Source organism: Caulobacter sp. 602-2, from assembly GCF_011043625.1.
Classification (GTDB): domain Bacteria; phylum Pseudomonadota; class Alphaproteobacteria; order Caulobacterales; family Caulobacteraceae; genus Caulobacter.
The window spans coordinates 612,959-636,365 of record NZ_JAAKGT010000002.1 but is presented as its reverse complement, the minus strand read 5'-3'; the positions used below and the strand labels follow the sequence as shown (position 1 = coordinate 636,365).

The following is a 23,407-nucleotide window of genomic DNA, read 5'->3' as shown; positions in this document are numbered from 1 at the left end:
CCGGGGCGTCAGACCCCGACCAGCTGCTCGCGCGCAGCCTTGGCGGCGGCGACCATGTTGGCGAGGGCCGGTTCGACTTCCTCCCATTTGCGGGTCTTCAGGCCGCAGTCGGGATTGACCCACAGCTGGGCCGGCGACAGGCGCGCGCCGGCCTTGGCCAGCAGGTCGAGCATCTCGCCCGAGCCTGGGCTGCGCGGGGCGTGGATGTCGTAGACGCCCGGGCCGATCTGGGCCGGGTAGGCGTAGGCCTCGAAGGCGTCGAGCAGCTCCATCTTCGAGCGCGCGGTCTCGATGGAGATGACGTCGGCGTCCATGGCGCCGATGGCGGCGATGATGTCGTTGAACTCCGAGTAGCACATGTGGGTATGGACCTGGGTCTCGTCGCGCACGCCGCTGGCCGCGATGCGGAAGGCATCGACGGCCCAGGCCAGATAGGCGTCCCAGTCGCCGCGGCGCAGCGGCAGGCCCTCGCGCAGGGCGGCCTCGTCGATCTGGATGATCGCGGCGCCGGCGGCTTCGAGGTCGACGACCTCGTCGCGGACGGCGAGCGCGATCTGGCGGCAGGTCTGCCCGCGCGGGATGTCGTCGCGCACGAACGACCACTGCAGGATGGTGACCGGGCCGGTCAGCATGCCCTTCATCGGCTTGTCGGTGAGGGATTGGGCGTAAGCCCACCATTCCACCGTCATCGGCGCCGGGCGCGAGACGTCGCCGTAGAGGATCGGCGGACGCACGCAGCGCGAGCCGTAGGACTGCACCCAGGCGTGCCTGGTGAAGGCGAAACCGTTCAGCCGCTCGCCGAAGTACTGGACCATGTCGTTGCGCTCGAACTCGCCGTGGACCAGCACGTCGAGGCCGATCTCCTGCTGCCAGGCCACCGCGCGGGCGGTCTCGGCGCGCAGGAACTTGGCGTAGTCGGCGTCGGCCAGCTGGCCCTTGGCGTGGGCGGCGCGGGCCTGGCGGACGGCGGCGGTCTGCGGGAACGAGCCGATGGTGGTGGTCGGCAGGGGCGGCAGGCTAAGCCTTGCCTGCTGCAGCACGATGCGCTGCTCGAACGGCGTGGCGCGGGTCGCATCGCGGTCCGTGACGGCGGCGGCGCGGGCCTGGACGGCGGCGTCGTGGATGCGCGGCGAGGTCTTGCGCGAGGCGACGGCGGCGCCCGCGGCGTCGAGTTCTTCGCGAACGGCGGCGCGGCCCTGGTTCAGGGCCTTGGCCAGGATCGCCAGCTCTTCCAGCTTCTGCACGGCGAAGGCCAGCCACTGGCTGACCTCGGGATCGAGATCGGTCTCGATGGCGAGGTCGAGCGGGGTGTGCAGCAGCGAGCAGGACGGCGCCAGGATCACCCGGTCGGGACCGCGGGCGGCGACGATCGGCTCGACCCGGTCGAGGATGGCCGTCAGGTCGGCGCGCCAGACGTTGCGGCCGTCGACGACGCCGAGTTCGAGCACCAGGCTGTCGCGGGCCAGGGCGATGGCGGCGTCGAGGTCCTGCGGGGCGCGGACGAGATCCAGGTGCAGGCCGTCGACGGGCAGGTTGGCGGCGGTGGCGAGGTTGTCGCCGTAGGTCCCGAAATAGCTGGCCAGCAGGATGCGGATGCGCGGGGCGGCGTGGGTCAGGGCGCCGTAGGCGCGGCGGATCTCGGCGCGCTCGAAGTCGGTGAGGTCGAGCGCCAGGCACGGCTCGTCGATCTGCACCCAGTCGGCGCCGGCCAGGGCCAGGCGCTGCAGGATCTCGGCGTAGACAGGCAGTAGGGCGGAAAGCAGCGACAGGGGCTGGAAGTCCTTATCCTTGGACTTGGCCAGCTTGAGGAAGGTGACGGGGCCAAGGATCACCGGGCGGGTGAAGATTCCTTGCGCCTTGGCCTCGAGGAAGTCGTCGACGACCTTGGTCGAGGTCAGGGCGAAGGCCTGGCCGGGCGACAGTTCGGGCGCGAGGTAGTGGTAGTTGGTGTCGAACCACTTGGTCATTTCGAGCGCCGGCACGCCGGTGGCCGCGGTCTCGTGGGCGCAGCCATGGTCGCAGGCCTGGCGGCCTTGCGTTCCGCGGGCCATGGCGAAGTAGAGCGGCAGGTCCACGGGGCCGCCGGTCCAGCCGTAGGCGGCGGGAACCGCGCCGACCATGACGGCCGTGTCGAGCACATGGTCATAGAGCGAGAAGTCGTTGCTGGGCACGTGGTCGACGCCCAGGTGGGCCTGGCGGCGCCAGGCCAGGGCGCGAAGGGTGGCGGCCTCGCGCTGCAGGTCGGCGGCCTCGAGGCGGCCGGCCCAGTGGGCTTCGAGGGCGGTCTTCAGGCGGCGCTGGGGGCCGATGCGGGGAAAGCCGAGGGCGGCGACGGTGACGGTCATTTACTAGCCTCTGTCTCGATGGTGACGGAGGCTGGACGGGGCGCAGGCGCGCAGGCGCGCGAACGGGATGGCCGACCCGCGCCTGGAACTCGCGACCAGACCGGGCACCCCGCCGGAGGACGTTATCTGTCGAGGCAGGTCTCCTGGCTCGCGGGTCAACGCCGCCGTCCTGGCCTTCCCGGCGCCCCACCGAGTCGAGTTCGGGGCGCCAGTGACACGTATCGGACGGCCGCTCGCCGCTTACAGTTGCGGGGGCAGCGCCGGTTTCACACCGGCTTCCCTCTTAGCTTTGGGCGCGAAACGCCCGCAGACCACGACACCCTTATCAAGCCCGTGGTCGCACGCTTTGTCAATCGGGACATAAAGATATCTTTATGTGATCTCCGATTGCGCCGGAGCGTGGCCTTGGCCCGTGACAGGACGTCGCACACCGTTCATAAACCCCGCGTTCAGTCTCCATTCAGCCGCATGCGGCTAAACCGGACGCCATGAAGCCGATCCGAGCCATACTCGCCGCAGCCGCCATCGTCGCCGCCCTCCCGGGCGCGGCTCTGGCCCAGCGCGGCCCTGACTCCCTGGGCGCCGACTGGCGGGCCCGGCAGGACCAGGCGCGTGGCGGCGTTCAGTCGGGCCGGCTGGTGCCGCTGAGCGTGGTCATCGACCGCATCGCGCGCCGCACCCCCGGTCGCCTGCTCGACGCGGGCCTGGAGGGGCGCAACTATCGCATCCGCTGGGCGACGACCGACGGCCGACGCATCGACTTCATCGTCGACGCCGAGAGCGGCCAGATCCTCAGCGGGGGCTAAGGAGTTCCTAGGTTAACATGCGCATCCTGCTCGTCGAAGACGAACCCGACCTGTCGCGCCAGCTGAAGCTGGCCCTGGCCGACGCCGGCTACGCCGTCGACCACGCCGCCGACGGCGAGGAGGCCCAGTTCCTGGGCGAGACCGAGCCCTACGACGCGGTCGTCCTCGACCTGGGTCTGCCCAAGGTGGACGGGGTGTCGGTGCTGGAGCGCTGGCGGCGCGGCAACATCGCCACGCCGGTGCTGATCCTGACCGCGCGCGGCGACTGGAGCGACAAGGTCGCCGGCTTCGACGCGGGCGCCGACGACTACCTGACCAAGCCCTTCCACACCGAGGAACTGCTGGCGCGCCTGCGGGCGCTGCTGCGGCGCTCGGCCGGCCACGCCGCGCCCAGCCTGACCTGCGGCGGCCTGCGCCTGGATCCGCGCGCGGCGCGGGCCAGCGTCAACGGCGAGCCGCTGCGCCTGACCTCGCTGGAATATCGCCTGCTGCACTACATGATGATGCACCAGGGCCGGGTGATCGGCCGCACCGAGCTGGTCGAGCACCTGTACGACCAGGACTTCGACCGCGACAGCAACACCATCGAGGTGTTCATCGGCCGCCTGCGCAAGAAGCTGGGCGCCGACCGCATCGAGACGGTGCGCGGCCTGGGCTATCGGCTGACCCCGCTGGAAGGCGAGACGGCCGGGTGATCCCGCGCGGCGGCGCCTGATGCTGCTCGACTTCCGCAAGCGCTCGCTCGTCCGGCGGCTGGTGCTGCTGGCGGCCATCTGGACGCTGATCGTGCTGCTGGCGGCCGGGGCCTTCCTGACCGCCCAGTTCCGCGACGCGGCCATCCGCCGGTTCGACCAGTCGCTGGCGGTGCTGACCGACGACCTCTACGCCGGCTCGGCGGTGGAGGACGGGGTGCTGAAGGCGCCGTTCCTGACCGACATCCGCGCCACCCGGGCCTATTCGGGCCGCTACTGGACGATCTTCGCCCAGAAGAACGGCGCGCTGAAGGCCGTCGAGCGCTCGCGTTCGCTGTTCGACAGCGACCTGATGCTGTCGACGGCCCAGGTCGACCGGCTGACCGCCGATCCGGGCAAGACCCAGTACTTCGACATGCACGGCCCGCAGGACAAGCCGCTGCGGGCGGCGGCGATCCTGGCGCGCCTGCCCAACTATCCCGATCCGGTGGTGTTCATCGCCGCCGAGGACCGCTCGCCGATCGACGCCGACGCCGACCGTTTCGGCCGGATCACGATCTTCGCCCTGCTGCTGCTGGGCGCGGGCCTGATCCTGGCCATCGTCGTGCAGGTGCGGTTCGGCCTGCAGCCGATCTTCCGCCTGCGCCGCGAGATCGCCGACGTGCGGCGCGGCAAGGCCGAGCGGCTGGCCGGGCCCTATCCGGTGGAGCTGGAGCCGCTGGCCGGCGAACTGAACGGCCTCCTGGCCCACAACCAGGAAGTGGTCGAGCGCCAGCGCACCCACGTGGGCAACCTTGCCCATGCGCTGAAGACGCCGCTGTCGGTGATGCTGACCGAGGCCAGCCAGCAGGGCGGGTCGCTGGCCGACGTCGTCGAGCGCCAGGCCCAGACCATGCGCGAGCAGGTCGACCACCACCTGCGCCGGGCGCGGGCGGCGGCGCGCTCGCAGACCAGCGGCGAGCGCACGCCGGTGGAGCCGATCCTCGACGAACTGGCCGTGACGCTGGAGCGCATCTTCCAGGACAAGTCCGACGGCCGGGGCGTGGAGATCGACTGGCGCTGCCCGGAGGACCTGTGCTTCCAGGGCGAGCGGCAGGACTTCATGGAACTGGCCGGCAACGTCATGGAAAACGCCGGCAAGTGGTCGAAGGCGAAGATCCGCGCCGAGGCCAAGGCCGACGGCGAGGGCAAGATGCTGCTGATCGTCGACGACGACGGTCCGGGCATCCCGCCCGAGCAGCGGGCCGATGCGCTCAAGCGCGGCCAGCGCATGGACGAGCACACGCCGGGCACGGGCCTTGGCCTGTCGATCGTCGACGAACTGGCCCGGGCCTACGGCGGTTCGGTGCGGCTGGACGATTCGCCGCTGGGCGGGCTGCGGGTGGTGCTGTCGCTGCCGCGCGCCGAGGGTTAACGCTACCGGGCGCCATCTTTCGGCGAGCGCGCTGTCGCGCAGGTGGAGTTTGCGGCCCCGCGACCATTCGCCCGGCCTTCCTGCGTTGAAAAAGCAGCGGTTTCGGAAAGTTTTAACCTCGTCCGCAACATGGTTGACGCTGCCAGGACACCCCCCGTTCCCGGCGGAGATCCATGGCCGCACTCGCCGCGCAAAAACTGCAGATCATCAGGACGCTGGTCGAGACCGCGCCCGATGCGGCTCTGCGCAGTCTGGAGCTGGCCCTGGCCAACGCCACGGGCGGAGCGCTGGCCACCGTGCGGGCCATCGTCGAGGACGAGACGGCCGACCGCTACGTCCGCAACACCATCCTTTCGCCCATCGCGCCGCTGTGCCAGCCGCGCGGGGCCGACCTGCCGCAGTTTCCGCGCCGGGCGCTGGCCCTGCTGTGGATCGCCCTGAAGGCCGAGGCCCCGCGCCAGGTCGCCGAGGGCGCGGCGCGCTGCAATCCCTGGGACCTCGACAACGGCGCGCCCGACGTCTTCAACCAGCTGTGCAAGATCGCCGCGCGCGGCCTGCGCCAGCCGACCCGGCCCGAGTTCGAGGCGGTGGGCCAGATCTGCGACGCGGCGGAACTGGCCGACTATCTGGATCTGTCGGTGATCGTCCGCAACGCGCTGCCGCGCCTGTCGGAGTGGGTCAGCCGGATGAACGGCGAGCGGGCGGCCTCGGCGCGCCTGGCCTATCGCGACGCCTGCGCCATCAGCAGCGACGCCGGCCCGCGGATGTTCGAGATGCTGGCCGCCCACCTGCCCGAGCCCTGGCGGATCCTGCGGGTGATCTCGGCGGTGATGGACCGTCCCAACGACCGCTATCTGGCCTCGTCCGAGGTCAAGGCCTTCGGCGAGCGCATGCTGGCCGACATCGAGGCCAGCATCGAGCAGGTGCGCGGCTTCGACCTTTCCGGCGGCGCCGGCGCCGGGCGCGAGGCCGCCGCCAGCGCCCAGCGCATCGCCAACCAGCTGACCGAATTCGAGCAGGCCGTCGACGTGGCCAAGGACGGCCCGTGGGGCAAGCGCCTGGCCAAGTTCAAGCAGTCGGCGGCCCAGGCGGCCGAGACGCGGATGAACGCGGCCGACAAGGAACTGGCCCTGGCCCTGCCGTCGCGGCCGATCTCGATGATGGGCAAGATGGGCGGCGGCAAGGGCGTGCCCAAGCTGGACGCGGCTCCGGACGAGACGCTGGTGCGGCGCGCCGCGGCGGCGCTGGCCTTCATCGAGGACCTGCGTCCCTGCGCGGCCCAGGCCGGCTATGGCGCGACGCGGACCAAGGCCCTGGAAAAGCTGAACCAGCGCCTGGACCAGTATATCGAGGACTGCCTGCACGTGGCCCGCACGGCCGAGGGGGGCGACCCCCAGATCGCCCGGGCCTATCTCGACATCGCCGCCGGCTACATCGTCCATACCCGCGACGAGAAGACCGCCGAGATCGTCCGCCGCCGCGCTGTCGCCGCGATGGCGGCGTAGGTCCATAGAGTTTCAGGACGGCCCCCATCCTCGTGCATCCCCGCGAAGGCGGGGCGCTGACGGTCAGGGTCTGGACTCGATCGACCCGCCCCATGATCGAGCATTCTCAATCGCTTATGATCTTGTCATCCCGGCCGTAGCGAAGCGGAGCGCCGGGATCTCCCACCGCTCCGAAGCTGCAGACATTGGAGATCCCGGCTCTACGGACCGCTGACGCGCTCCTTCGGCCGGGATGACAAATCTCTTGGAGCTTGCAACTGGGTGCGAACCCTAGGGCCGGGCGATCCCTAGACCGCTCGCTCAATCTGCTTCCTTAAGAGCGTTTTTTCACTGACGGGCGGCCGCTTCTCCGGCTAACAGCGGTCTCATGATCGGTTTCTGGATCGCAGCCGCGGGTCTGTCCGCCGCCGTCGCCGCCCTGGTGCTGCGGGGCGCGGCGCGTGGTCTCGCGTCCGCCGGGGACGATCCCGCACTGGCCGTGCACCGCCGCCAGCTGTCGGAGATCGACGAACTGGCCGAACGGGGCCTGCTGGCGCAGGGCGAGCTGAAGGCCGCCCGCGCCGAGGCGGCCCGTCGCCTGCTGGCCGCCGCCGACCAGGGCGCGGCCTGGCCCAAGGAGGGGCTGGGTCCCCGTCGCGTGGTGGTGGCCGCCGCGGCCGTCGCGCCGCTGCTGGCGCTGGGTCTCTATGTCGCCGTGGGGGCGCCGGGCGCGCCCGACCAGCCGTTCGAGAAGCGGGTGGCGCAGTGGCGGGCCGGGGACGCGGCCCTGCTGGATCCGCCGCGCATCGTGGCGATCCTCGAGCACGTCGCCAGGACCGAGCCGAACAATGTCGAGCTCCAGCGCAACCTGGCGATCGCCCGCATGGCCAGCGGCGACGCCGTCGGCTCGGCCGAGGCGTTGCGCAAGGCCGTGCGCCTGGCCCCGCAGCGGGCCGAGCTGTGGACCGCGCTCGGCGAGGCCTTCGTCACCAGCGAGGAAGGCCAGGTGGGCGCCGACGCCCGCACGGCCTTCACCGAGGCGCTGAAGCGCGACCCAGCGAACCTGTCGGCCCGCTATCACCTGGCCAAGGGCGATATCGCCGACGGCCGGGTCGAGACGGGCCTGTCGGCCTGGCGCGCCGTGCTGGCGGATCTGCCGGCCGAGGATCCGCGCCGGCCGGTGCTGGCCGCCGAGATCGACCGCACGGCCAAGGCCGGGCGCCTGGTTGACACCGCCGCCCAGCAGCAGGCCGCCGCCGGCGAGGTCACGCCCGAGATGATCCAGGGCATGGTCGAGGGCCTGGCCCAGCGCCTGGCCGCCGCGCCCGACGATCCCGAGGGCTGGGTGCGCCTGGTGCGGGCCTACGCGGTGCTGGGCGACGCAGCCCGCCGTGACGCGGCCCTGAAGGACGCCTCCGAGCGCTTCAAGGACCAGCCCCGGGTGCTGGCCGCCCTGCGCCAGGCCGCCGACACGGCTCCCCAGAACCCGAGCGCCCCCAGGTCCAACGCCCGATGAGCCTGCTTCCCAAGTCCCGCAAGGCGCGCCGGCGCCTGACCATCCTTTTGGCGATCGCGCCGGTCGCCGCGCTGGCGGTGGGCCTGGCGCTGTACGGCATGCGGGACTCGATCTCGCTGTTCTACACCCCCGCCCAGGCCCAGGAGGCCAAGGTGCCGGCCGGCCGCAAGGTGCAGCTGGGCGGACTGGTGCAGGCGGGCAGCGTGGTCAAGCATCCCGACGGCCTGGTGGAGTTCGTCGTCGCCGACCAGAAGGCGACCAGCCAGGTGCGCTACCAGGGCGACCTGCCCGACCTGTTCCGCGAGGGGCAGGGGATCGTCGCCACCGGCGCCTTCGACGAGGGCGGCGTGTTCGTCGCCAAGCAGGTGCTGGCCAAGCACGACGAGCGCTACATGCCGCGCGAGGTGGCGAAAGCCATCAAGGAGCAGGGCGAGTGGCGCGGCGAAGGAAGCGGCAAGCCCAGCTACGAGGCGCCCGGAGCCAGCAAGCCTTGAACGCTTCTCATCACCTGTTCGGCCCTTCTCCCCTTGCGGGAGAAGGTGGCGGCGCCAGCCGACGGATGAGGGGTTTTGCTCCCCTGTCCGCGCGACCCCTCATCCGACCCGCTTTGCGGGCCACCTTCTCCCGCAAGGGGCGAAGGGGAGGTCTCATCAGATGATCGTCGAGTTCGGCGCCTTCGCGCTGGTTCTGGCCCTGGCCCTGTCGGTCGCCCAGACGGGTCTTTCCGCCGTCGGGGCGTGGCGGCGCTCGGGCGTGCTGGCCGGCGCGGGACGCGGCGCGGCCCTGGGCGCCTTTGCGGCGCTGGCCTGCGCCTTCGCGGCCCTGATCTACGCCTTCGTGGGCTCGGATTTCTCGGTGGCCAACGTGGCCGCCAATTCGCACACGGCCAAGCCGCTGCTCTACAAGGTGGCCGGCGCCTGGGGCAGCCACGAGGGCTCGATACTGCTGTGGTGCCTGGTTCTGACCGGCTACGGCGCGGCCGTGGCGGTGTTCGGCGAGCGCCTGCCGCCGCGCCTGCGGTCGTGGGCCGTGGCCGTGCAGGGCGCTCTCGGCGTGCTGTTCCTGGCCTACACCGTCTTCGCCTCGAACCCGCTGACCCGCCTGGCCGATCCGCCGGTGGAGGGCCGCTCGCTCAATCCGCTGCTGCAGGACTGGGCGCTGGCCGTGCACCCGCCGTTCCTCTACGCCGGCTATGTCGGTTTTTCGGTGGTGTTCTCGTTCGCGGTCGCCGCCCTGATCGAGGGCAAGGTCGACGCGGCCTTCGCCCGCTGGGTTCGGCCCTGGACCCTGGCCGCCTGGAGCCTGCTGACCATCGGCATCACGCTGGGCGCCTTCTGGGCCTATTACGAGTTGGGCTGGGGCGGCTGGTGGTTCTGGGATCCCGTCGAGAACGCCAGCTTCATGCCCTGGCTGATCGGGGCCGCCTTGCTGCACTCGGCCATCGTGCTGGAAAAGCGCGGCGCCCTGCCGGGCTGGACGGTGTTCCTGGCCCTGGCGGCCTTCGGCTTCTCGATGCTCGGGGCGTTCCTGGTGCGCTCGGGCGTGCTGACCAGCGTGCACGCCTTCGCGGTCGACCCGACGCGCGGCGTGCTGCTGCTGACCATCATGGGGATCGCGGCCGGCTTCGGCTTCCTGATGTTCGCCATCCGCGCGCCCAGCCTGAACGCCGGCGGCCTGTTCGCGCCGGTCAGCCGCGAAAGCGCGATCGTGCTCAACAACATCATCCTGTCGGCGGCGACGGCGACGGTGCTCCTGGGCACTCTCTATCCGCTGATCCGCGAGGCCATGGACGGCGAGGCCGTGTCGGTGGGCCCGCCGTTCTTCAACCTGACCTTCACGCCGCTTCTGGTGCTGGCGCTGGCCATCCTGCCGGCCGGCCCGCTGCTGGCCTGGAAGCGGGGCGACGCGCGCCTCGTCGTACGCCGCCTGTGGCTGGCCCTGCTGGTCGCCGCGATCCTGGGCCTGGTCGCCTACGCCGTGGTGACGCCGCGCAAGGCGCTGGCCAGCCTGGGCCTGGTTTTGGGCTTCTGGCTGATCGGCGGGGCGCTGGCCGAGCTGGCTGAGCGGGTGAAGGCCTTCCGCGTCCCCTGGGCCGAGGTGCGCCGCCGGGCCGGCGGCCTGCCGCGCGGCGCCTGGGGCACGACGATCGCCCACGCGGGCCTTGGCCTCTTCGTGCTGGGCGCCAGCTTCGAGACCGCCTGGAGGGTGGAAAGCGCCCAGGCGCTGTCGGTCGGCGGCCGGATCGAACTGGGCGGCTATGTGCTGACCCTGACCGACGTCGGCACGCTGGAAGGCCCCAACTACCTGGCCGAACGCGGGATCGTGCGGATCGAGAAGCAGGGCGGGGGGCTGGTGTGCACGGCACAGCCCGAGCGGCGGTTCTTCCCCACCGGCGGCCAGACGACCTCGGAGGTGGCGCTGTGCCCGCGCGGCCTGGACGACCTCTACGTGGTGATCGGCGAGCGCCGGGCGGGCGCGAACGGCCAGCCGGCCTGGCTGGTGCGGGCCTATGTCAATCCGTGGGTGCGGCTGATCTTCCTGGGTCCGCTGGTGATGGCCCTGGGCGGGGCGGTCTCGCTGTCGGACCGGCGCCTGCGCATGGGCGTCGCCCGGAAAGCCAAGGGAGCGCAGGCGTGAAGACCTTTCGCTCCATCGCCATGGTTCTGGCCGCGCTGGCCTGCATGGCGGCCGCGTCGGACCCTTCCGAACGCCTGCCCGATCCCGCCCAGGAAGCCAGGGCGCGCGATCTGTTCAAGGAAGTGCGGTGCCTGGTCTGCCAGAACGAGTCCATCGACGACTCCGAGGCCGCCCTGGCCCACGACCTGCGTCTTCTGGTGCGCGACCAAGTGAAGCAGGGGCGGAGCGACGACGAGATCCGTGCGTTCCTGACGGAGCGCTACGGCGAGTTCGTGCTGCTGAAGCCGCCGTTCTCGCCCGGAAACGCGGTGCTTTGGCTTACGCCGCTGGCGGTTCTGCTGGCCGGCGGGGGGCTGATGGTCGCGCTGCTGCGGCGCCGGGCGAGCGTCGAAGCGGCGCCGGAGGCGCTGTCGGCGGAGGAAGAGGCGCGGTTGAAGGGGCTGCTCGCGGACGTCCAGGAGACGAATGACACGATTGCGCCCTGATGAGGCCGCAAGAAACGCCGCGAGGATGAAGGAAAGATAATCCTGGAGCCGTTGCACGATTTGCTGGTGCAACTAGGTTCTGTTCGAGAACCCGGCGCAGAGCGTCGTGGGTGAGGAAAGACGAAAGATGGCTGCTCGGAAGTCAGGATTCATTGTTGGCGCCGTCGCGGGTGCGGGCGTTGCTTGCGCCGCCCTGGCGGGCGTGGGCATGCGCATGGGACCGGCCGGCGCGGCCGAGCAGGAGCCGTCGCTGGTGCGGGCTTCGGCGACCAGCGCCCCGATGTTCGCGCCGCCGCCCGGCGCGCCGCTGTCCTTCGCCGACATCTTCGAGAAGGTCTCGCCGGCCGTCGTGCAGATCGACGTGACCTCGAAGGCCGATCCGAAGGCGCGTCTGCGGATCCCGGGCCTCGAGGGTCTGCCGTTCGACATCGTGCCGCGCGGCCAGAAGCCGGGCGAGGAAGGCGAGGAGGCCCAGGCCCCCAAGCAGCAGTCCTCGGGTTCGGGCTTCTTCATCTCGGCCGACGGCTACATCGTCACCAACAACCACGTGGTCGCCGACGCCGACACCGACGGCATCAACGTCGTCATGAAGGACGGCCGCGAGCTGAAGGCCACCATCGTCGGCCGCGACGAAAGCACCGATCTTGCGGTGATCAAGGTCACCGATCCCAAGGCCAAGGGCGCGGCGTTCCCGTATGTGAACTTCGAGAACCAGGCCCGTCCGCGCGTCGGCGACTGGGTGATCACCATCGGCAACCCGTTCGGCCTGGGCGGCACGGCCACGGCCGGCATCATCTCGGCCTATGGCCGCGACCTGGGCGACAACTCCTCGCAGTTCGTCGACTACATCCAGATCGACGCCCCCATCAACCGCGGCAACTCGGGCGGTCCGTCGTTCGACATCTACGGTCGGGTGATCGGCGTGAACACGGCGATCTTCTCGCCGACCGGCGGCTCGGTGGGCATCGGCTTCGCGATCCCGGCCGACGTGGCCGAGGCCACCGCCAAGCAGCTGATCAACGGCGGCAAGGTGGTGCGCGGCTATATCGGCGCCCAGATCCAGCCGTTCACCAGCGAGATGGCCGAGGCGCAGGGCCTGGCTGGGACCAAGGGCGCCATCGTCGCCGACCTGGTGCCGGGCGGTCCGGCCCAGCGCGGCGGCCTGATGCCCGAGGACGTGGTCACCAGCGTCAACGGCGTGGCGATCAAGAGCGGTTCGGAACTGACCCGCGAGGTGGCCAAGGCCCGTCCGGGCGAGGTCATCAAGCTGGCCGTGCTGCGCGGCGGCAAGCCCCGCACCGTCGAGATCCGTTCGGGCGTCCGCCCGACCGAGAAGGAATTGGCCGACAACGACAACGAGGGCGGTGAAAAGGCCGCTCCGGCCAAGCCCGACGCCCCCAAGGCCGAGGCGCTCGGCATGAGCCTGTCGCCGCTGGACGACGCCGGCCGCAAGGCCAACGGCATCGACGCCAGCATCAAGGGCCTGCTGATCGACAACGTGAAGGCCTCGTCCGACGCCGGCGAAAAGGGCCTGCGCAAGGGCGACGTGATCACCAGCGTCAACGGCGAGGTGGTCGCCACGGTGGCCGAGGTCAACGCCGCGGTCGAGACGGCCAAGAAGCTGCAGCGTCCGAGCGTCAACCTGCGCATCGTCCGCGCCGGCCGCCCGACCATCGTGCCGCTGAAGATCGCGCCGTAAGCCGATCCGCCACGGACCGAAGATCGATCCCGCCCCGAGCCATCGGGGCGGGATTTTTCGTATGTGACCAAGGTTTAAGGTACGCTGCCTCGCAAAGCCGGTATCGAGCCGGCTACTATCGCGCCGGTTGGTCGAATCGGGAGAACGTGGGTCGTTTCTCCATCGGCGCACGAGGGGTTGGCTGATGCGTATTCTGATTATCGAGGACGATCTCGAGGCCGCCGGCGCCATGACCCACGGCCTGACCGAGGCCGGCTACCAGTGCGTCCATGCGCCCGACGGCGAGGCGGGCCTGGTCGAGGCCGGCAAGGGCGGCTTCGACGTGCTGATCGTCGACCGCATGATGCCCAAGAAGAACGGCGTCGAGGTGGTCTCGACCCTGCGCCGCGAGGGCGACCAGACGCCGGTGCTGTTCCTGTCGGCCCTGGGCGAGGTCACCGACCGCGTCGACGGCCTGAAGGCCGGCGCCGACGACTATCTGGTCAAGCCCTACGCCTTCCCCGAGCTGATCGCCCGCGTCGAGGCCCTGTCGCGCCGCCGCGAGACGGGCGCCGTCGCCACGACCCTCAAGGTCGGCGAGCTCGAGATGAACCTCATCAACCGCACCGTCCATCGCCAGGGAAAGGAGATCGACCTCCAGCCCCGCGAGTTCCAGCTGCTGGAATTCATGATGCGCCACGCCGGCCAGTCGGTGACCCGCACCATGCTGCTGGAGAAGGTGTGGGAGTACCACTTCGACCCGCAGACCAACGTCATCGACGTGCACATTTCCCGCCTGCGATCGAAGATCGACAAGGGCTTCGACCGGGCCATGCTGCAGACCGTGCGCGGGGCCGGCTACCGGCTCGATCCGTAGGCGGCCTGCCGGACCCGTGTTAGGCTGAGCGTCATGAACAAGCTGGCGAAATCCGATCAGAAGGACGCTTCTGCCGACCCGGCGTCGTTCGACGCCGAGCTCGACGCGTGGGCCGCTCGCAATCACGAGGCGCTTGAAGCGTTGATCGCCGAAGCGGACGCCCAACTGATGCGCGGCGAACGGTCGGTTCTCGGCATGGAGCGCCTGATCGCCGAGGAAACCGCTCGGTTCCTCCGCCCCTCGCCCAAGGCCTGACGTCCCGCACGTGGGGGCGCGCCTCGTCACCACGGCCAAGGCCGAGGCGGATCTTCGCGAGATCTTTCGGCAGGTCGCCGCCGACACCGGACTTTCGGCCGCGACGTCGGTGCTGAGGAGTTGGAGAAAGCCTTGCCAAACTTGGCGGCCTTTCCGAACCTTGGTCGAGCTACTCGCAGCGGCGTGCGCCTTCACAGCGTCAAGCCGTGGATCATCGTCTATCGTCCGGTGACGGGCGGCGTCGAAGTGCTTCGGGTCTTGGATGGCCGGCGCGACCTCGACGTTCTGATCGGCAAGAAGACCTGAAACCATGCGCCTGCCGCGCCTCGTCCGTTCCACGCCGTTCCGGCTGACCCTGCTGTTCCTGGCCCTGTTCGCGGCCGCGGCGACGGCCTTCCTCGGCTACATCTACATCGCCACCGCCGGCGAGGTTGACCGGCGCGCCGACGCCGAGATCACCCGCGAGATGGAGAGCCTGGAGGCGGCCTACCGCCAGGGCGGCATCAACGCCCTGAACCAGACCCTGGTCGAGCGTTCGATCGGCGAGCGACCGTTCGTCTACTTCCTGGCCGACAAGACCGGCAAGAAGATCACCGGCTCGATCGAGGCCTCGCCGCTGGACGACTTCAACGGCGTGGGCCCCAGCTGGGACACCTTCACCCTGACCGAGACCGACCTGGACGGCGCGCCCGTGCGGCGGCCGGCCCGCGGCGTGCAGGAGCGCCTGGCGGGGGGCGAGATCCTGTTCGTCGGCGCCGATGTCGCCGAGTCCCAGGGCTATGTGATGAAGATCGTCCGGGCCCTGTGGGGCGCCGGCGCGCTGGTCATCATCCTGGGCCTGGCCGGCGGGGTGCTGATCAGCCGCAACGTCAGCCGCAGCATGCAGGGCCTGGTCGACGTGGTGAACGCCGTGCGCGGCGGCGACCTGCACGCCCGCGCCAAGATCCGCGGCGTCCGCGACGAGTATGACGAACTGGCCGAGGGCCTGAACGACATGCTCGACCGCATCGAGCGGCTGATGGGCGGCCTGCGCCACGCCGGCGACGCCATCGCCCACGACCTGCGCAGTCCCCTGACCCGCCTGCGCGCCCGCATGGAGGTGGCCCTGATCGACGCCGAGAACGGCAAGGGCGACCCGGTGGCGGCGCTGGAGACGGCGCTGGCCGACGCCGACGGCGTGCTCAAGACCTTCAACGCCGTGCTCGCCATCGCCCGCCTGCAGGCCGCCGGCCAGGCGCCCGACCAGAAGCCGTTCGACGCCAGCGACCTGACCACCGACATGGCCGAGCTCTACGAGTTCTCGTGCGAGGACAAGGGGCTGGACTTCAAGGCCGAGGTGACGCCGGCCCTATCCCTGCGGGGCAATCGCGAGTTCATCGCCCAGGCCCTGGCCAACCTGCTCGACAACGCCATCAAGTACACGCCGGAGGGCGGCGCGATCATGCTGCGCCTGCGCCGCCGCTCGTCTGGCGAACTCGAGTTCTCGGTCACCGACACCGGTCCTGGCGTGCCCGAGGAAGACCGCGCCCGCGTGGTCCAGCGCTTCGTGCGCCTGGAGAACAGCCGCAGCGAGCCGGGGGCGGGTCTTGGCCTGTCGCTGGTGCAGGCGGTGGCCGCCTCGCATGGCGGCCGCCTGGAACTGGCCGAGGGGCCGGGCGAGTACAACGGCATGGGCCCGGGCCTGCGCGTCGCCCTGGTGCTGCCCCGCGTCGAGTAGGCCCCGCTTACTGCTCCGACGGCGAAGAGGCCGCTGCGCAGGCCGCCAGCGCCTCGGCGGCCAGGGCGTCGATATAGGTGTCGTCCGACGGCTCGGCCCAGACCTTCAGGTCGGCGATCAGCGAGGGATGGGCGCACAGCGCGGCGGCCTCCAGCGTGGGCGCCGCCACGGTCTTGGCCATGAGCGCCGCCTGCACGAAGGGCAGGGCGAGGCTGGCGTCGCGCTGGGCCAGGCCCAGCATCGCCTCGGCCTGGACGATGTCGTCCTCGTCCCTTGCCGCGCGCAGCAGCGCCTCGCGGACATCCGGGCCGTCGGCCTCTTCCTGGGACAGCAGCAGGACCGCCCAGTCGCGGTTCGCCCGGTCGGCGTCGGCGGTCAGCGCGATCAGCCGGCGCAGGTTCTCTTCGGCCCCTTCGGCGCCGGACAGCGGCGCCCGCTCGGCGATGACCAGCTTGAGAAAGTCGGAGGTCGGCTCGTAACGGTCGGACATCGCGCGAAGATGGCGCCTGAGCTCGGGGACCGCAAACGTCCCTTCCAGTCTTCGCCGTTCGCCAACGCCTCGGCGCGTTCGTCCCAGCGGTCGCGCGATACGTTCAAGCCCCATCGGGCGCGCTGGGCCACCTTGCACGGGCTCGGGAACGGCATGACGCCGTCCCCGATTGTTCGATGCAGAGGGCGAGCGATGACCACCCAACCTTCCGACGACGGCGCCTCGCGCAGGGACGTCCTCGCCGCTGGCCTGGGCCTGGCGGCTTTCGCGGTCGCGCCGTCCTTCGCCGCGGCTGCGCCCGCGACCTCTTCCCCAGGAGCCAAGACCATGAGCAGCGGTTTCGTCACGACCAAGGACGGCGTGCAGATCTACTACAAGGACTGGGGTCCCAAGACCGCCCAGCCGATCGTGTTCCACCACGGCTGGCCGCTGACGGCCGACGACTGGGACAACCAGATGATGTTCTTCTACGCCCAGGGCTTCCGGGTGATCGCCCATGACCGTCGCGGTCACGGCCGTTCGACCCAGACCGACACCGGCAACGAGATGGACACCTACGCCGCCGACGTCGCGGCCCTGACCGACCACCTCGACCTGAAGAACGCCATCCACGTCGGCCACTCGACCGGCGGCGGCGAGGTGATCCACTACGTCGCCCGCGCCAAGCCGGGCCGCGTGGCGAAAGCCGTGCTGATCGGCGCGGTCCCGCCGATCATGGTCAAGAGCGACAAGAACCCGGGCGGCCTGCCGATCGAGGTGTTCGACGGCTTCCGCGCCGCCACCGCCGCCAACCGCGCCCAGTTCTTCTACGACGTGCCGGCCGGCCCGTTCTACGGCTTCAACCGTCCGGGCGCGAAGGTCGACCAGGGCGTGATCTGGAACTGGTGGCGTCAGGGCATGACCGGCAGCGTCAAGGCCCACTACGACTGCATCAAGGCCTTCTCCGAGACCGACTTCACCGACGACCTCAAGAAGGTCGACGTGCCGGTGCTGGTCATGCACGGCGACGACGACCAGATCGTGCCGATCGCCGACTCCGCGCTGCTGTCGGCCAAGCTGGTCAAGAAGGGCGAGCTGAAGGTCTACAAGGGTCTGCCGCACGGCATGTGCACGACCCATCCGGAGATCATCAACCCGGACCTGCTGGCCTTCTTCAAGGCCTGACGAAAAAGGGGCGGTCGCCATGCGCGGCCGCCCTTTCCACTTTCACGGTCACGCTCTAGCGTTCTCGCCTGCAACTCAGCGCGAGGCCGACGCATGCGTGGACTGACGATTTCGACCCTGGCCGCCCTGGCGCTGAGCGCCGGCGCCGCGCACGCCGCCGAGACCAAGGTCGTCACCGCCGCCCGCCTGCTCGATGTCGCCTCCGGGCGCTATGTCGACAAGCCCGTGGTGCTGGTGGTCGGCGGGCGGATCACCGCCGTCGGCAAGGCTGGCGACTTTCCGATCCCCGCCGGCGCCGAGGCCGTCGACCTGCCGGGCGCGACCCTGCTGCCGGGCCTGATCGACATGCACGTGCATCTCGACGCCTCGCCGGTCTATGGCGGCTACAACGCCCTGCAGTTCAGCGACGCCTTCTGGAGCGTGACCCAGACCGCCAACGCCAAGGCCACCCTGAACGCCGGCTTCACCACCGTGCGCAACGTCGGGGCCGACCGCTTCAACGACGTGGGCCTGCGCGAGGCGATCGACGAGGGTGTCGTGCCCGGGCCGCGCGTCGTCACCGCCACCTACGCCATCGGGGCCACCGGCGGGCACTGCGACAGCACCTTCTTCCCGCCGTCGATGGACCAGAAGGCCCCCTACAACATCGACAGCCCCGACGAGGCCCGCAAGGCGGTGCGCACGCTGAAGAAGTACGGCGCCCAGGTGATCAAGATCTGCGCCACCGGCGGGGTCTTCTCGCGCGGCGACGAGCCGGGCCAGCAGCAACTGACCTACGAAGAGATGAAGGCCGTGGCCGACGAGGCCCACATGGCCGGCCTCAAGGTCGCCGCCCACGCCCACGGCGGCGCCGGCATCCGGGAGGCGATCCGCGCCGGCATCGACACCATCGAACACGCCAGCCTCGTCGACGACGAGGGGATCAGGCTGGCCGCCCAGAAGGGAACCTGGTTCTCGATGGACATCTACAACACCGACTACACCCAGGCCGAAGGCGCCCGGAACGGGGTGCTGGAGGACAACCTGCGCAAGGACCGCGACATCGCCGAGGTCCAGCGCGAGAACTTCCGCAAGGCCCTCAAGGGCGGTGTGAAGATGATCTACGGCACCGACGCCGGGGTCTATCCGCACGGCGACAACGCCAGGCAGTTCGCGGTGATGGTCCGCTATGGCGCCACCCCGCTGCAGGCCATCCAGGCCGCGACGGTGAACGCCGCCCAGGCCCTGGGGCGCGACAAGGATCTGGGACAGGTGAGCGCCGGCCGCTACGCCGACCTGATCGCTGTGTCGGGCGACCCGCTGGCCGACGTGACCGTGCTGGAGAAGCCGGTGTTCGTGATGAAGGGCGGGGCGGTGGTGAGGCGGTAGGGGGGCGGCGCTTTTTGCGCCTCGGGGCTATTATATTATCGGCGACGCGAGCTTTGCGATCTCCGTACGCGGGCGCGTCATAAATCAGGCGGATAAGCTTGGAAGCCCCGAGCGCCAACCGCTCCCGCGCAACCCTCCGACGATGCTCAGATTATTGTGCAAATCCCTAGCCAAGCTCTACTATGAGGGGTGCCGGTTGCGTAGGGCGTCGCTCTGCGCGTGGGGTGGCGCGGAGGGGAAATGGGACTGCGATTTCGGCGATCGGTGCGGCTGTTTCCGGGTGTCCGCCTCAATTTCAGCCGCAGCGGAGTGAGTACGACCGTCGGCGTCCGCGGCGCCACCGTGACCCTTGGTCAGCGGGGTTCTCATCTCAACCTTAGTCTTCCCGGCACGGGCCTGTCCTATCGGACGCGCATTTCGCCCCCGGTGAGCAGGCCGCTGCAGGTTTCCGAACCCGCATCGGCATGGGTTGAGCCTCAGCGCCCACCCCCTCGGGGCCATCCGGGCGTGGCGGCGATCCCAGGAACCGAACAGGAGATCCGCAGCGCGGACGTCAACCAACTGACGAGCGCGGGGCTCAGCGACCTGAAGGCGTTGATCAACGCCGCCCGGCAACGAAAATCCGAACTGCTCCGCGCGCATGCCAACACGGCGGAGGTATTGAGGCGGGCTAGTAGTCGCCTGCGCTTGGCGGAAACGGTGATCGTGCGCTTGGTTACGAAGCGCTGGATCCCGGGTCTCGTGGAAGCGGCCAACTTGGCCTACGACGCACACGAAGACGTCAAGGCCCAGCTCGACGGCTGCTTCGTCGAGGTCGATTTCAATCTTGGTCCGCAGGCCCGGGCGAGCTACGCCAACCTAGTCACGGCCTTTGAGCGCGTCACATCATGTCGTCGCATTTGGGACGTCACGAGCCGAGCTGGCGTCGATCGGGTCGCGGCGCGAACGACCGCGTCCACTGCCCTGACACGGGAGTCGGTGACTTTCGAGATGGTAGAGCCGGAACTGGTCCAGACGGAGTTCAAGGTCCTCCGACTGGGCAACGCCAATGGCCGCCCTCTTCAAATCTATCCCGGCTTTTTCATGATGAGGGAGCAGAACGGCGATTTCGCCCTCATCGAATTTGATGAGGTTGATTGCCGCTACGCGCCGTCGAACTTCATTGAGGAGGAAGGCGCGCCCGCAGATGCGACGCAAGTTGACGCGACTTGGAAGTACGCCAACAAGAATGGGTCGCGCGATATGCGCTTTAACAACAACTACCAGATCCCCGTGATGCGGTACGGCGCCTTCGCGCTATCCAGCGGGACGGGCTTGGCCGAAGCGTACATGGTGAGCGACTTCGACAAGGGCGCCAGTCTGGCCAGGGCTCTGGCCGAGCACGAGCGGCAACTGTCCTTGGGAAGCAGTGCCGACGCCGTCGCTCTGCCGGCGCCGGTCGATGAGACCCCGGCGGATCAGGATCCGTTTGAAGGGCCGCTGGCCTTCGCCGCTAGGCCGCGAAAATATTTGGCGGGCGACTGGGTTCTACTGTCAGTCATTGTCTTCGCGCTGGTTTTCGGCGTGCAATGGACCCAGGCGCATTGGCCAAGCAGCCCGAGCGCCGCCGATGACACGGCGGCCGTTGCGCCCGTCGCCGAGCCGCAACCTGTCGTGGTCAAAAACAAGCCGGCTCGACCCAAGCGCAAAATCGCTACCGCCGCCGAGACCGCCGCGGCGGCGCCGCCGCCTGCCGTCGAGCCTTCCGAGCCGGTCTCGGCTCAGCCAAGTGCGCCGACTTCCGCCGAGGCGCCGAGCAATGAGGCCTTGGCAGCGGCGATCTACTAGCCCCCAATCCGCGGCTGCGAGGGCTGGAGGTTCCGGCGTGCCCTCTCCGTCGCGCAAACCCCAACCGCCGATATCCCGCCCGGCGCGCACTTTCCCGTTCACCTGAGCCGTAAGCGCGCCTATTGCTGCCCCTTCCACGCGTTTTCCGGGGGCTTCATGTTCGATAATCGCTTCAAGCGCCGTGTCCTGGCGCTGACCGCTTCGGCCGCCGTGGCGGCCATGGCCTGCGGCGCGGGCGCCGCGTTCGCCGGCGAGGCCTATCGCACGCCGCCGGCGCCGATCGCCCAGATCCTCGACGCCGCGCCGACGCCGGGCGTCACGCTGAGCCCCGAGCGCAAGACCATCGCCCTGCTGGGCCGCGAGAACCTGCCGCCGATCCGGGCGGTGGCCGATCCGATCCTGCGGCTGGGCGGCTATCGCATCAATCCGCGCACCAACGGCCCGATCGAGGCCCGCACCAACTGGATGAACAGCCTGGCCTTCGAGGACGTGAAGACCGGCGCGGTGCGGCAGGTGGCCCTGCCTAAGGGCGCGCGCTTCATCGAGCCGCGCTGGTCGACGGATGGCCAGCACCTGGCCCTGGTGATGGAAGCCGAGGCGGGCCTGGAGCTGTGGGTCGCCGACCTGAAGACCGCCAGCGTGCGCAAGCTGACCGGCCCGGTGCTGAACGCGGCCTTCGGCGGCAGCTACGACTGGCTGCCCGACGACAGCGGCTTCCTGGTGCGCCAGGTCCCCGCCGGCCGCGGGGCCGCCCCGGCCGAGCCGGCCGCGCCCGAGGGGCCGATCGTGCAGCAGGCCGCCGGCCGCACCGCCGCCATCCGCACCTATCAGGACCTGTTGGCGAACGCCCACGACGAGGCCCTGTTCGACCACTACTTCACCAGCCAGCTGGCCCGCGTGGCCCTGGCCGACGGCGCGACCGTCCCGGTGGGCGCGCCCGGCGTGATCAGCGGCTTCGGCGCCTCGCCCGACGGCCGCTACCTGCTCGTCACCCGCCTCAAGCGCCCCTACAGCTACCTGGTGCCGGCCAGCCGGTTCCCGACCGAGATCCAGGTGCTGGACGCGGCCGACGGCAAGCTGGTCAAGACCCTGGCCGACCGTCCGCTGGCCGACAACCTGCCGGCCGCCTTCGACGCGGTGGTCGCCGGCCCGCGCTCGGCCCAATGGCGCTCCGACGCGCCCTCGACCCTGGTCTGGGCCGAGGCCCAGGACGGCGGCGATCCCAAGAAGAAGGTCGAGATCCACGACCGCGTGCTGATGCAGGCCGCGCCGTTCGACGCCGCCCCGACCACCCTGATCGACCTTGATCTGCGCTACGCCGGCATCGACTGGGGCCGCGGCGACTTCGCCCTGGTCACCGGCCGCTGGTTCGACAACCGCAAGGAAAAGCGCCTGGCGATCGACCCGTCCAAGCCCGGCGCGGGCCGCCTGCTGCTGGAGCGCAACTACCAGGACCGCTACGGCGATCCGGGCGACGTGGTCAGCCGCCGCAACGCCCAGGGCGAGGCGGTCATGCACTTCACGCCCGACGGCAAGGGCGTGTTCGTCACCGGCGAGGGCGCCACGGCCAAGGGCGAATATCCCTTCGTCGGCGTGATGAACCTGGCCGACGGCAAGACCTCGCGCATCTGGCAGGCCAAGGCGCCGTACTACGAGGCCCCGGTGGCCCTGGGCGACGAGGCCGGCAAGACCCTGATCACCCGCCGCGAGAGCAAGGACGAGGTTCCCAACTACTTCGTCAAGCCGCTCAAGGGCGGCAATGGCAAGGCCCTGACGGCCTTCGTCGACCGCGCCCCGCAGTTCGCCGGCGTCACCAAGCAGACCATCACCTACAGCCGCGCCGACGGGGTGAAGCTGTCGGGCGACCTGTACCTGCCGGCCGGCTACGACAAGGCCAAGGACGGCCCGCTGCCGATGCTGATGTGGGCCTATCCCGAAGAGTTCACCGACGCCTCGGTGGCCGGCCAGACGGTGGACGCGGGCAACCGCTTCACCCGTCCGGGCGGCGCCAGCCACCTGTTCCTGCTGACCCAGGGCTATGCGGTGCTGGACGGCCCGGGCATGCCGATCATCGGCAAGGACGGCGCCGAGCCCAACGACACCTATGTCGAGCAGCTGACGGCCGACGCCAAGGCCGCCGTCGACGCGGTGGTGGCCCTGGGCGTGGCCGACCGCGACCGCATCGCCGTGGGCGGCCACAGCTACGGCGCGTTCATGACCGCCAACCTGCTGGCCCACACCGATCTCTTCCGGGCCGGCATCGCGCGCTCGGGCGCCTACAACCGCACCCTGACGCCGTTCGGCTTCCAGTCGGAGCAGCGCACCTACTGGCAGGCCACCGACACCTATACGAAGATGAGCCCCTTCACCTATGTGAAGCAGGTCAACGAGCCGATCCTGCTGATCCATGGCCAGGCGGACGACAATTCCGGCACCTTCCCGATCCAGAGCGAGCGCTTCTACGCCGCGCTGAAGGGCGCGGGGGCCACCGTGCGCTACACCGTGCTGCCCTACGAGGCCCACGGCTATCGCGCCCGGGAGTCGGTGATGCACACCCTGTGGGAGATGACCGACTGGATGGATCGCTACGTCAAGAACGCCCCGCCGCGCGCGGCCGCTCCGGCCGCCGCCGCGAAGTAAGGACCAGCCGCC

The 23,407-nt window shown here is 70.1% G+C and carries 19 protein-coding genes and 1 riboswitch; of the genes, 17 read left to right on the top strand and 2 right to left on the bottom strand.

Going from position 1 to position 23,407, the window contains the following annotated elements:
• Positions 1-8: 8 nt before the first annotated feature.
• Positions 9-2,345: a 5-methyltetrahydropteroyltriglutamate--homocysteine S-methyltransferase gene (gene metE / locus G5B46_RS07355; RefSeq protein WP_165257326.1), complete on the bottom strand. Its 2,337-nt coding sequence runs from the start codon at positions 2,343-2,345 to the stop codon at positions 9-11.
• Positions 2,346-2,460: 115 nt separating this feature from the next.
• Positions 2,461-2,676, bottom strand: a riboswitch (cobalamin riboswitch).
• 157 nt (positions 2,677-2,833) lie between these two features.
• Between metE and G5B46_RS07350 the strand changes: the two genes are divergently transcribed.
• The 13 genes from G5B46_RS07350 to G5B46_RS07290 all read left to right on the top strand — a co-directional run bounded on the left by G5B46_RS07350 (position 2,834) and on the right by G5B46_RS07290 (position 15,906).
• On the top strand, positions 2,834-3,151 hold the full coding sequence (locus tag G5B46_RS07350; protein WP_165257324.1) for a PepSY domain-containing protein: 318 nt from the start codon (positions 2,834-2,836) through the stop codon (positions 3,149-3,151).
• Between the two features lie 17 nt (positions 3,152-3,168).
• A complete protein-coding gene (locus G5B46_RS07345) occupies positions 3,169-3,846 on the top strand; it encodes a response regulator transcription factor (RefSeq protein ID WP_165257322.1) in 678 nt (225 codons plus the stop codon).
• A 16-nt stretch (positions 3,847-3,862) separates the two neighbouring features.
• Positions 3,863-5,257: a sensor histidine kinase gene (locus tag G5B46_RS07340; protein WP_165257599.1), complete on the top strand. Its 1,395-nt coding sequence runs from the start codon at positions 3,863-3,865 to the stop codon at positions 5,255-5,257.
• 173 nt (positions 5,258-5,430) lie between these two features.
• Entirely contained in the window at positions 5,431-6,762 is a 1,332-nt protein-coding gene (locus G5B46_RS07335) for a hypothetical protein (RefSeq protein WP_165257320.1), read from the top strand.
• A 367-nt stretch (positions 6,763-7,129) separates the two neighbouring features.
• Entirely contained in the window at positions 7,130-8,257 is a 1,128-nt protein-coding gene (gene ccmI, locus G5B46_RS07330; protein ID WP_165257318.1) for a c-type cytochrome biogenesis protein CcmI, read from the top strand.
• A complete protein-coding gene (gene ccmE, locus G5B46_RS07325; protein WP_165257316.1) occupies positions 8,254-8,751 on the top strand; it encodes a cytochrome c maturation protein CcmE in 498 nt (165 codons plus the stop codon). Before ccmI ends, ccmE begins: the two co-directional genes overlap by 4 nt.
• 160 nt (positions 8,752-8,911) lie before the next feature.
• Positions 8,912-10,894, top strand: a complete 1,983-nt coding sequence (locus G5B46_RS07320) for a heme lyase CcmF/NrfE family subunit (protein ID WP_165257314.1) — start codon at positions 8,912-8,914, stop codon at positions 10,892-10,894.
• Positions 10,891-11,379 (top strand): cytochrome c-type biogenesis protein, encoded by a 489-nt coding sequence (locus G5B46_RS07315; RefSeq protein WP_346764884.1) that lies wholly within the window; start codon positions 10,891-10,893, stop codon positions 11,377-11,379. Before G5B46_RS07320 ends, G5B46_RS07315 begins: the two co-directional genes overlap by 4 nt.
• Before the next feature lie 127 nt (positions 11,380-11,506).
• Positions 11,507-13,078 (top strand): Do family serine endopeptidase, encoded by a 1,572-nt coding sequence (locus G5B46_RS07310; protein WP_165257312.1) that lies wholly within the window; start codon positions 11,507-11,509, stop codon positions 13,076-13,078.
• Between the two features lie 184 nt (positions 13,079-13,262).
• The gene (locus tag G5B46_RS07305) at positions 13,263-13,934 is read left to right on the top strand and encodes a response regulator transcription factor (protein WP_165257310.1); all 672 of its coding nucleotides are present in this window, start codon (positions 13,263-13,265) and stop codon (positions 13,932-13,934) included.
• A 33-nt stretch (positions 13,935-13,967) separates the two neighbouring features.
• Complete coding sequence (locus G5B46_RS07300) at positions 13,968-14,189, top strand: hypothetical protein (protein ID WP_165257308.1); 222 nt, start codon at positions 13,968-13,970, stop codon at positions 14,187-14,189.
• Between the two features lie 120 nt (positions 14,190-14,309).
• Positions 14,310-14,495 (top strand): type II toxin-antitoxin system RelE/ParE family toxin, encoded by a 186-nt coding sequence (locus G5B46_RS07295; protein ID WP_276611516.1) that lies wholly within the window; start codon positions 14,310-14,312, stop codon positions 14,493-14,495.
• A 4-nt stretch (positions 14,496-14,499) separates the two neighbouring features.
• The gene (locus G5B46_RS07290; protein WP_165257305.1) at positions 14,500-15,906 is read left to right on the top strand and encodes a HAMP domain-containing sensor histidine kinase; all 1,407 of its coding nucleotides are present in this window, start codon (positions 14,500-14,502) and stop codon (positions 15,904-15,906) included.
• A gap of 7 nt (positions 15,907-15,913) precedes the next feature.
• Here G5B46_RS07290 and G5B46_RS07285 read toward each other — a convergent pair whose 3' ends face one another.
• Positions 15,914-16,396 carry a lyase gene (locus tag G5B46_RS07285; protein ID WP_165257303.1) on the bottom strand — a complete coding sequence of 161 codons (483 nt, stop codon included), beginning with the start codon at positions 16,394-16,396 and terminating at the stop codon, positions 15,914-15,916.
• Between the two features lie 327 nt (positions 16,397-16,723).
• Between G5B46_RS07285 and G5B46_RS07280 the strand changes: the two genes are divergently transcribed.
• The 4 genes from G5B46_RS07280 to G5B46_RS07265 all read left to right on the top strand — a co-directional run bounded on the left by G5B46_RS07280 (position 16,724) and on the right by G5B46_RS07265 (position 23,395).
• Positions 16,724-17,560, top strand: coding sequence for an alpha/beta hydrolase (locus tag G5B46_RS07280; RefSeq protein WP_240903400.1), 837 nt, complete (start codon positions 16,724-16,726; stop codon positions 17,558-17,560).
• A 93-nt stretch (positions 17,561-17,653) separates the two neighbouring features.
• Positions 17,654-18,928, top strand: a complete 1,275-nt coding sequence (locus tag G5B46_RS07275; protein ID WP_165257300.1) for an amidohydrolase family protein — start codon at positions 17,654-17,656, stop codon at positions 18,926-18,928.
• 240 nt (positions 18,929-19,168) lie between these two features.
• Positions 19,169-20,755: a DUF4236 domain-containing protein gene (locus G5B46_RS07270; RefSeq protein ID WP_165257299.1), complete on the top strand. Its 1,587-nt coding sequence runs from the start codon at positions 19,169-19,171 to the stop codon at positions 20,753-20,755.
• 156 nt (positions 20,756-20,911) lie between these two features.
• A complete protein-coding gene (locus G5B46_RS07265; protein WP_165257297.1) occupies positions 20,912-23,395 on the top strand; it encodes a prolyl oligopeptidase family serine peptidase in 2,484 nt (827 codons plus the stop codon).
• Positions 23,396-23,407 lie beyond the last annotated feature (12 nt).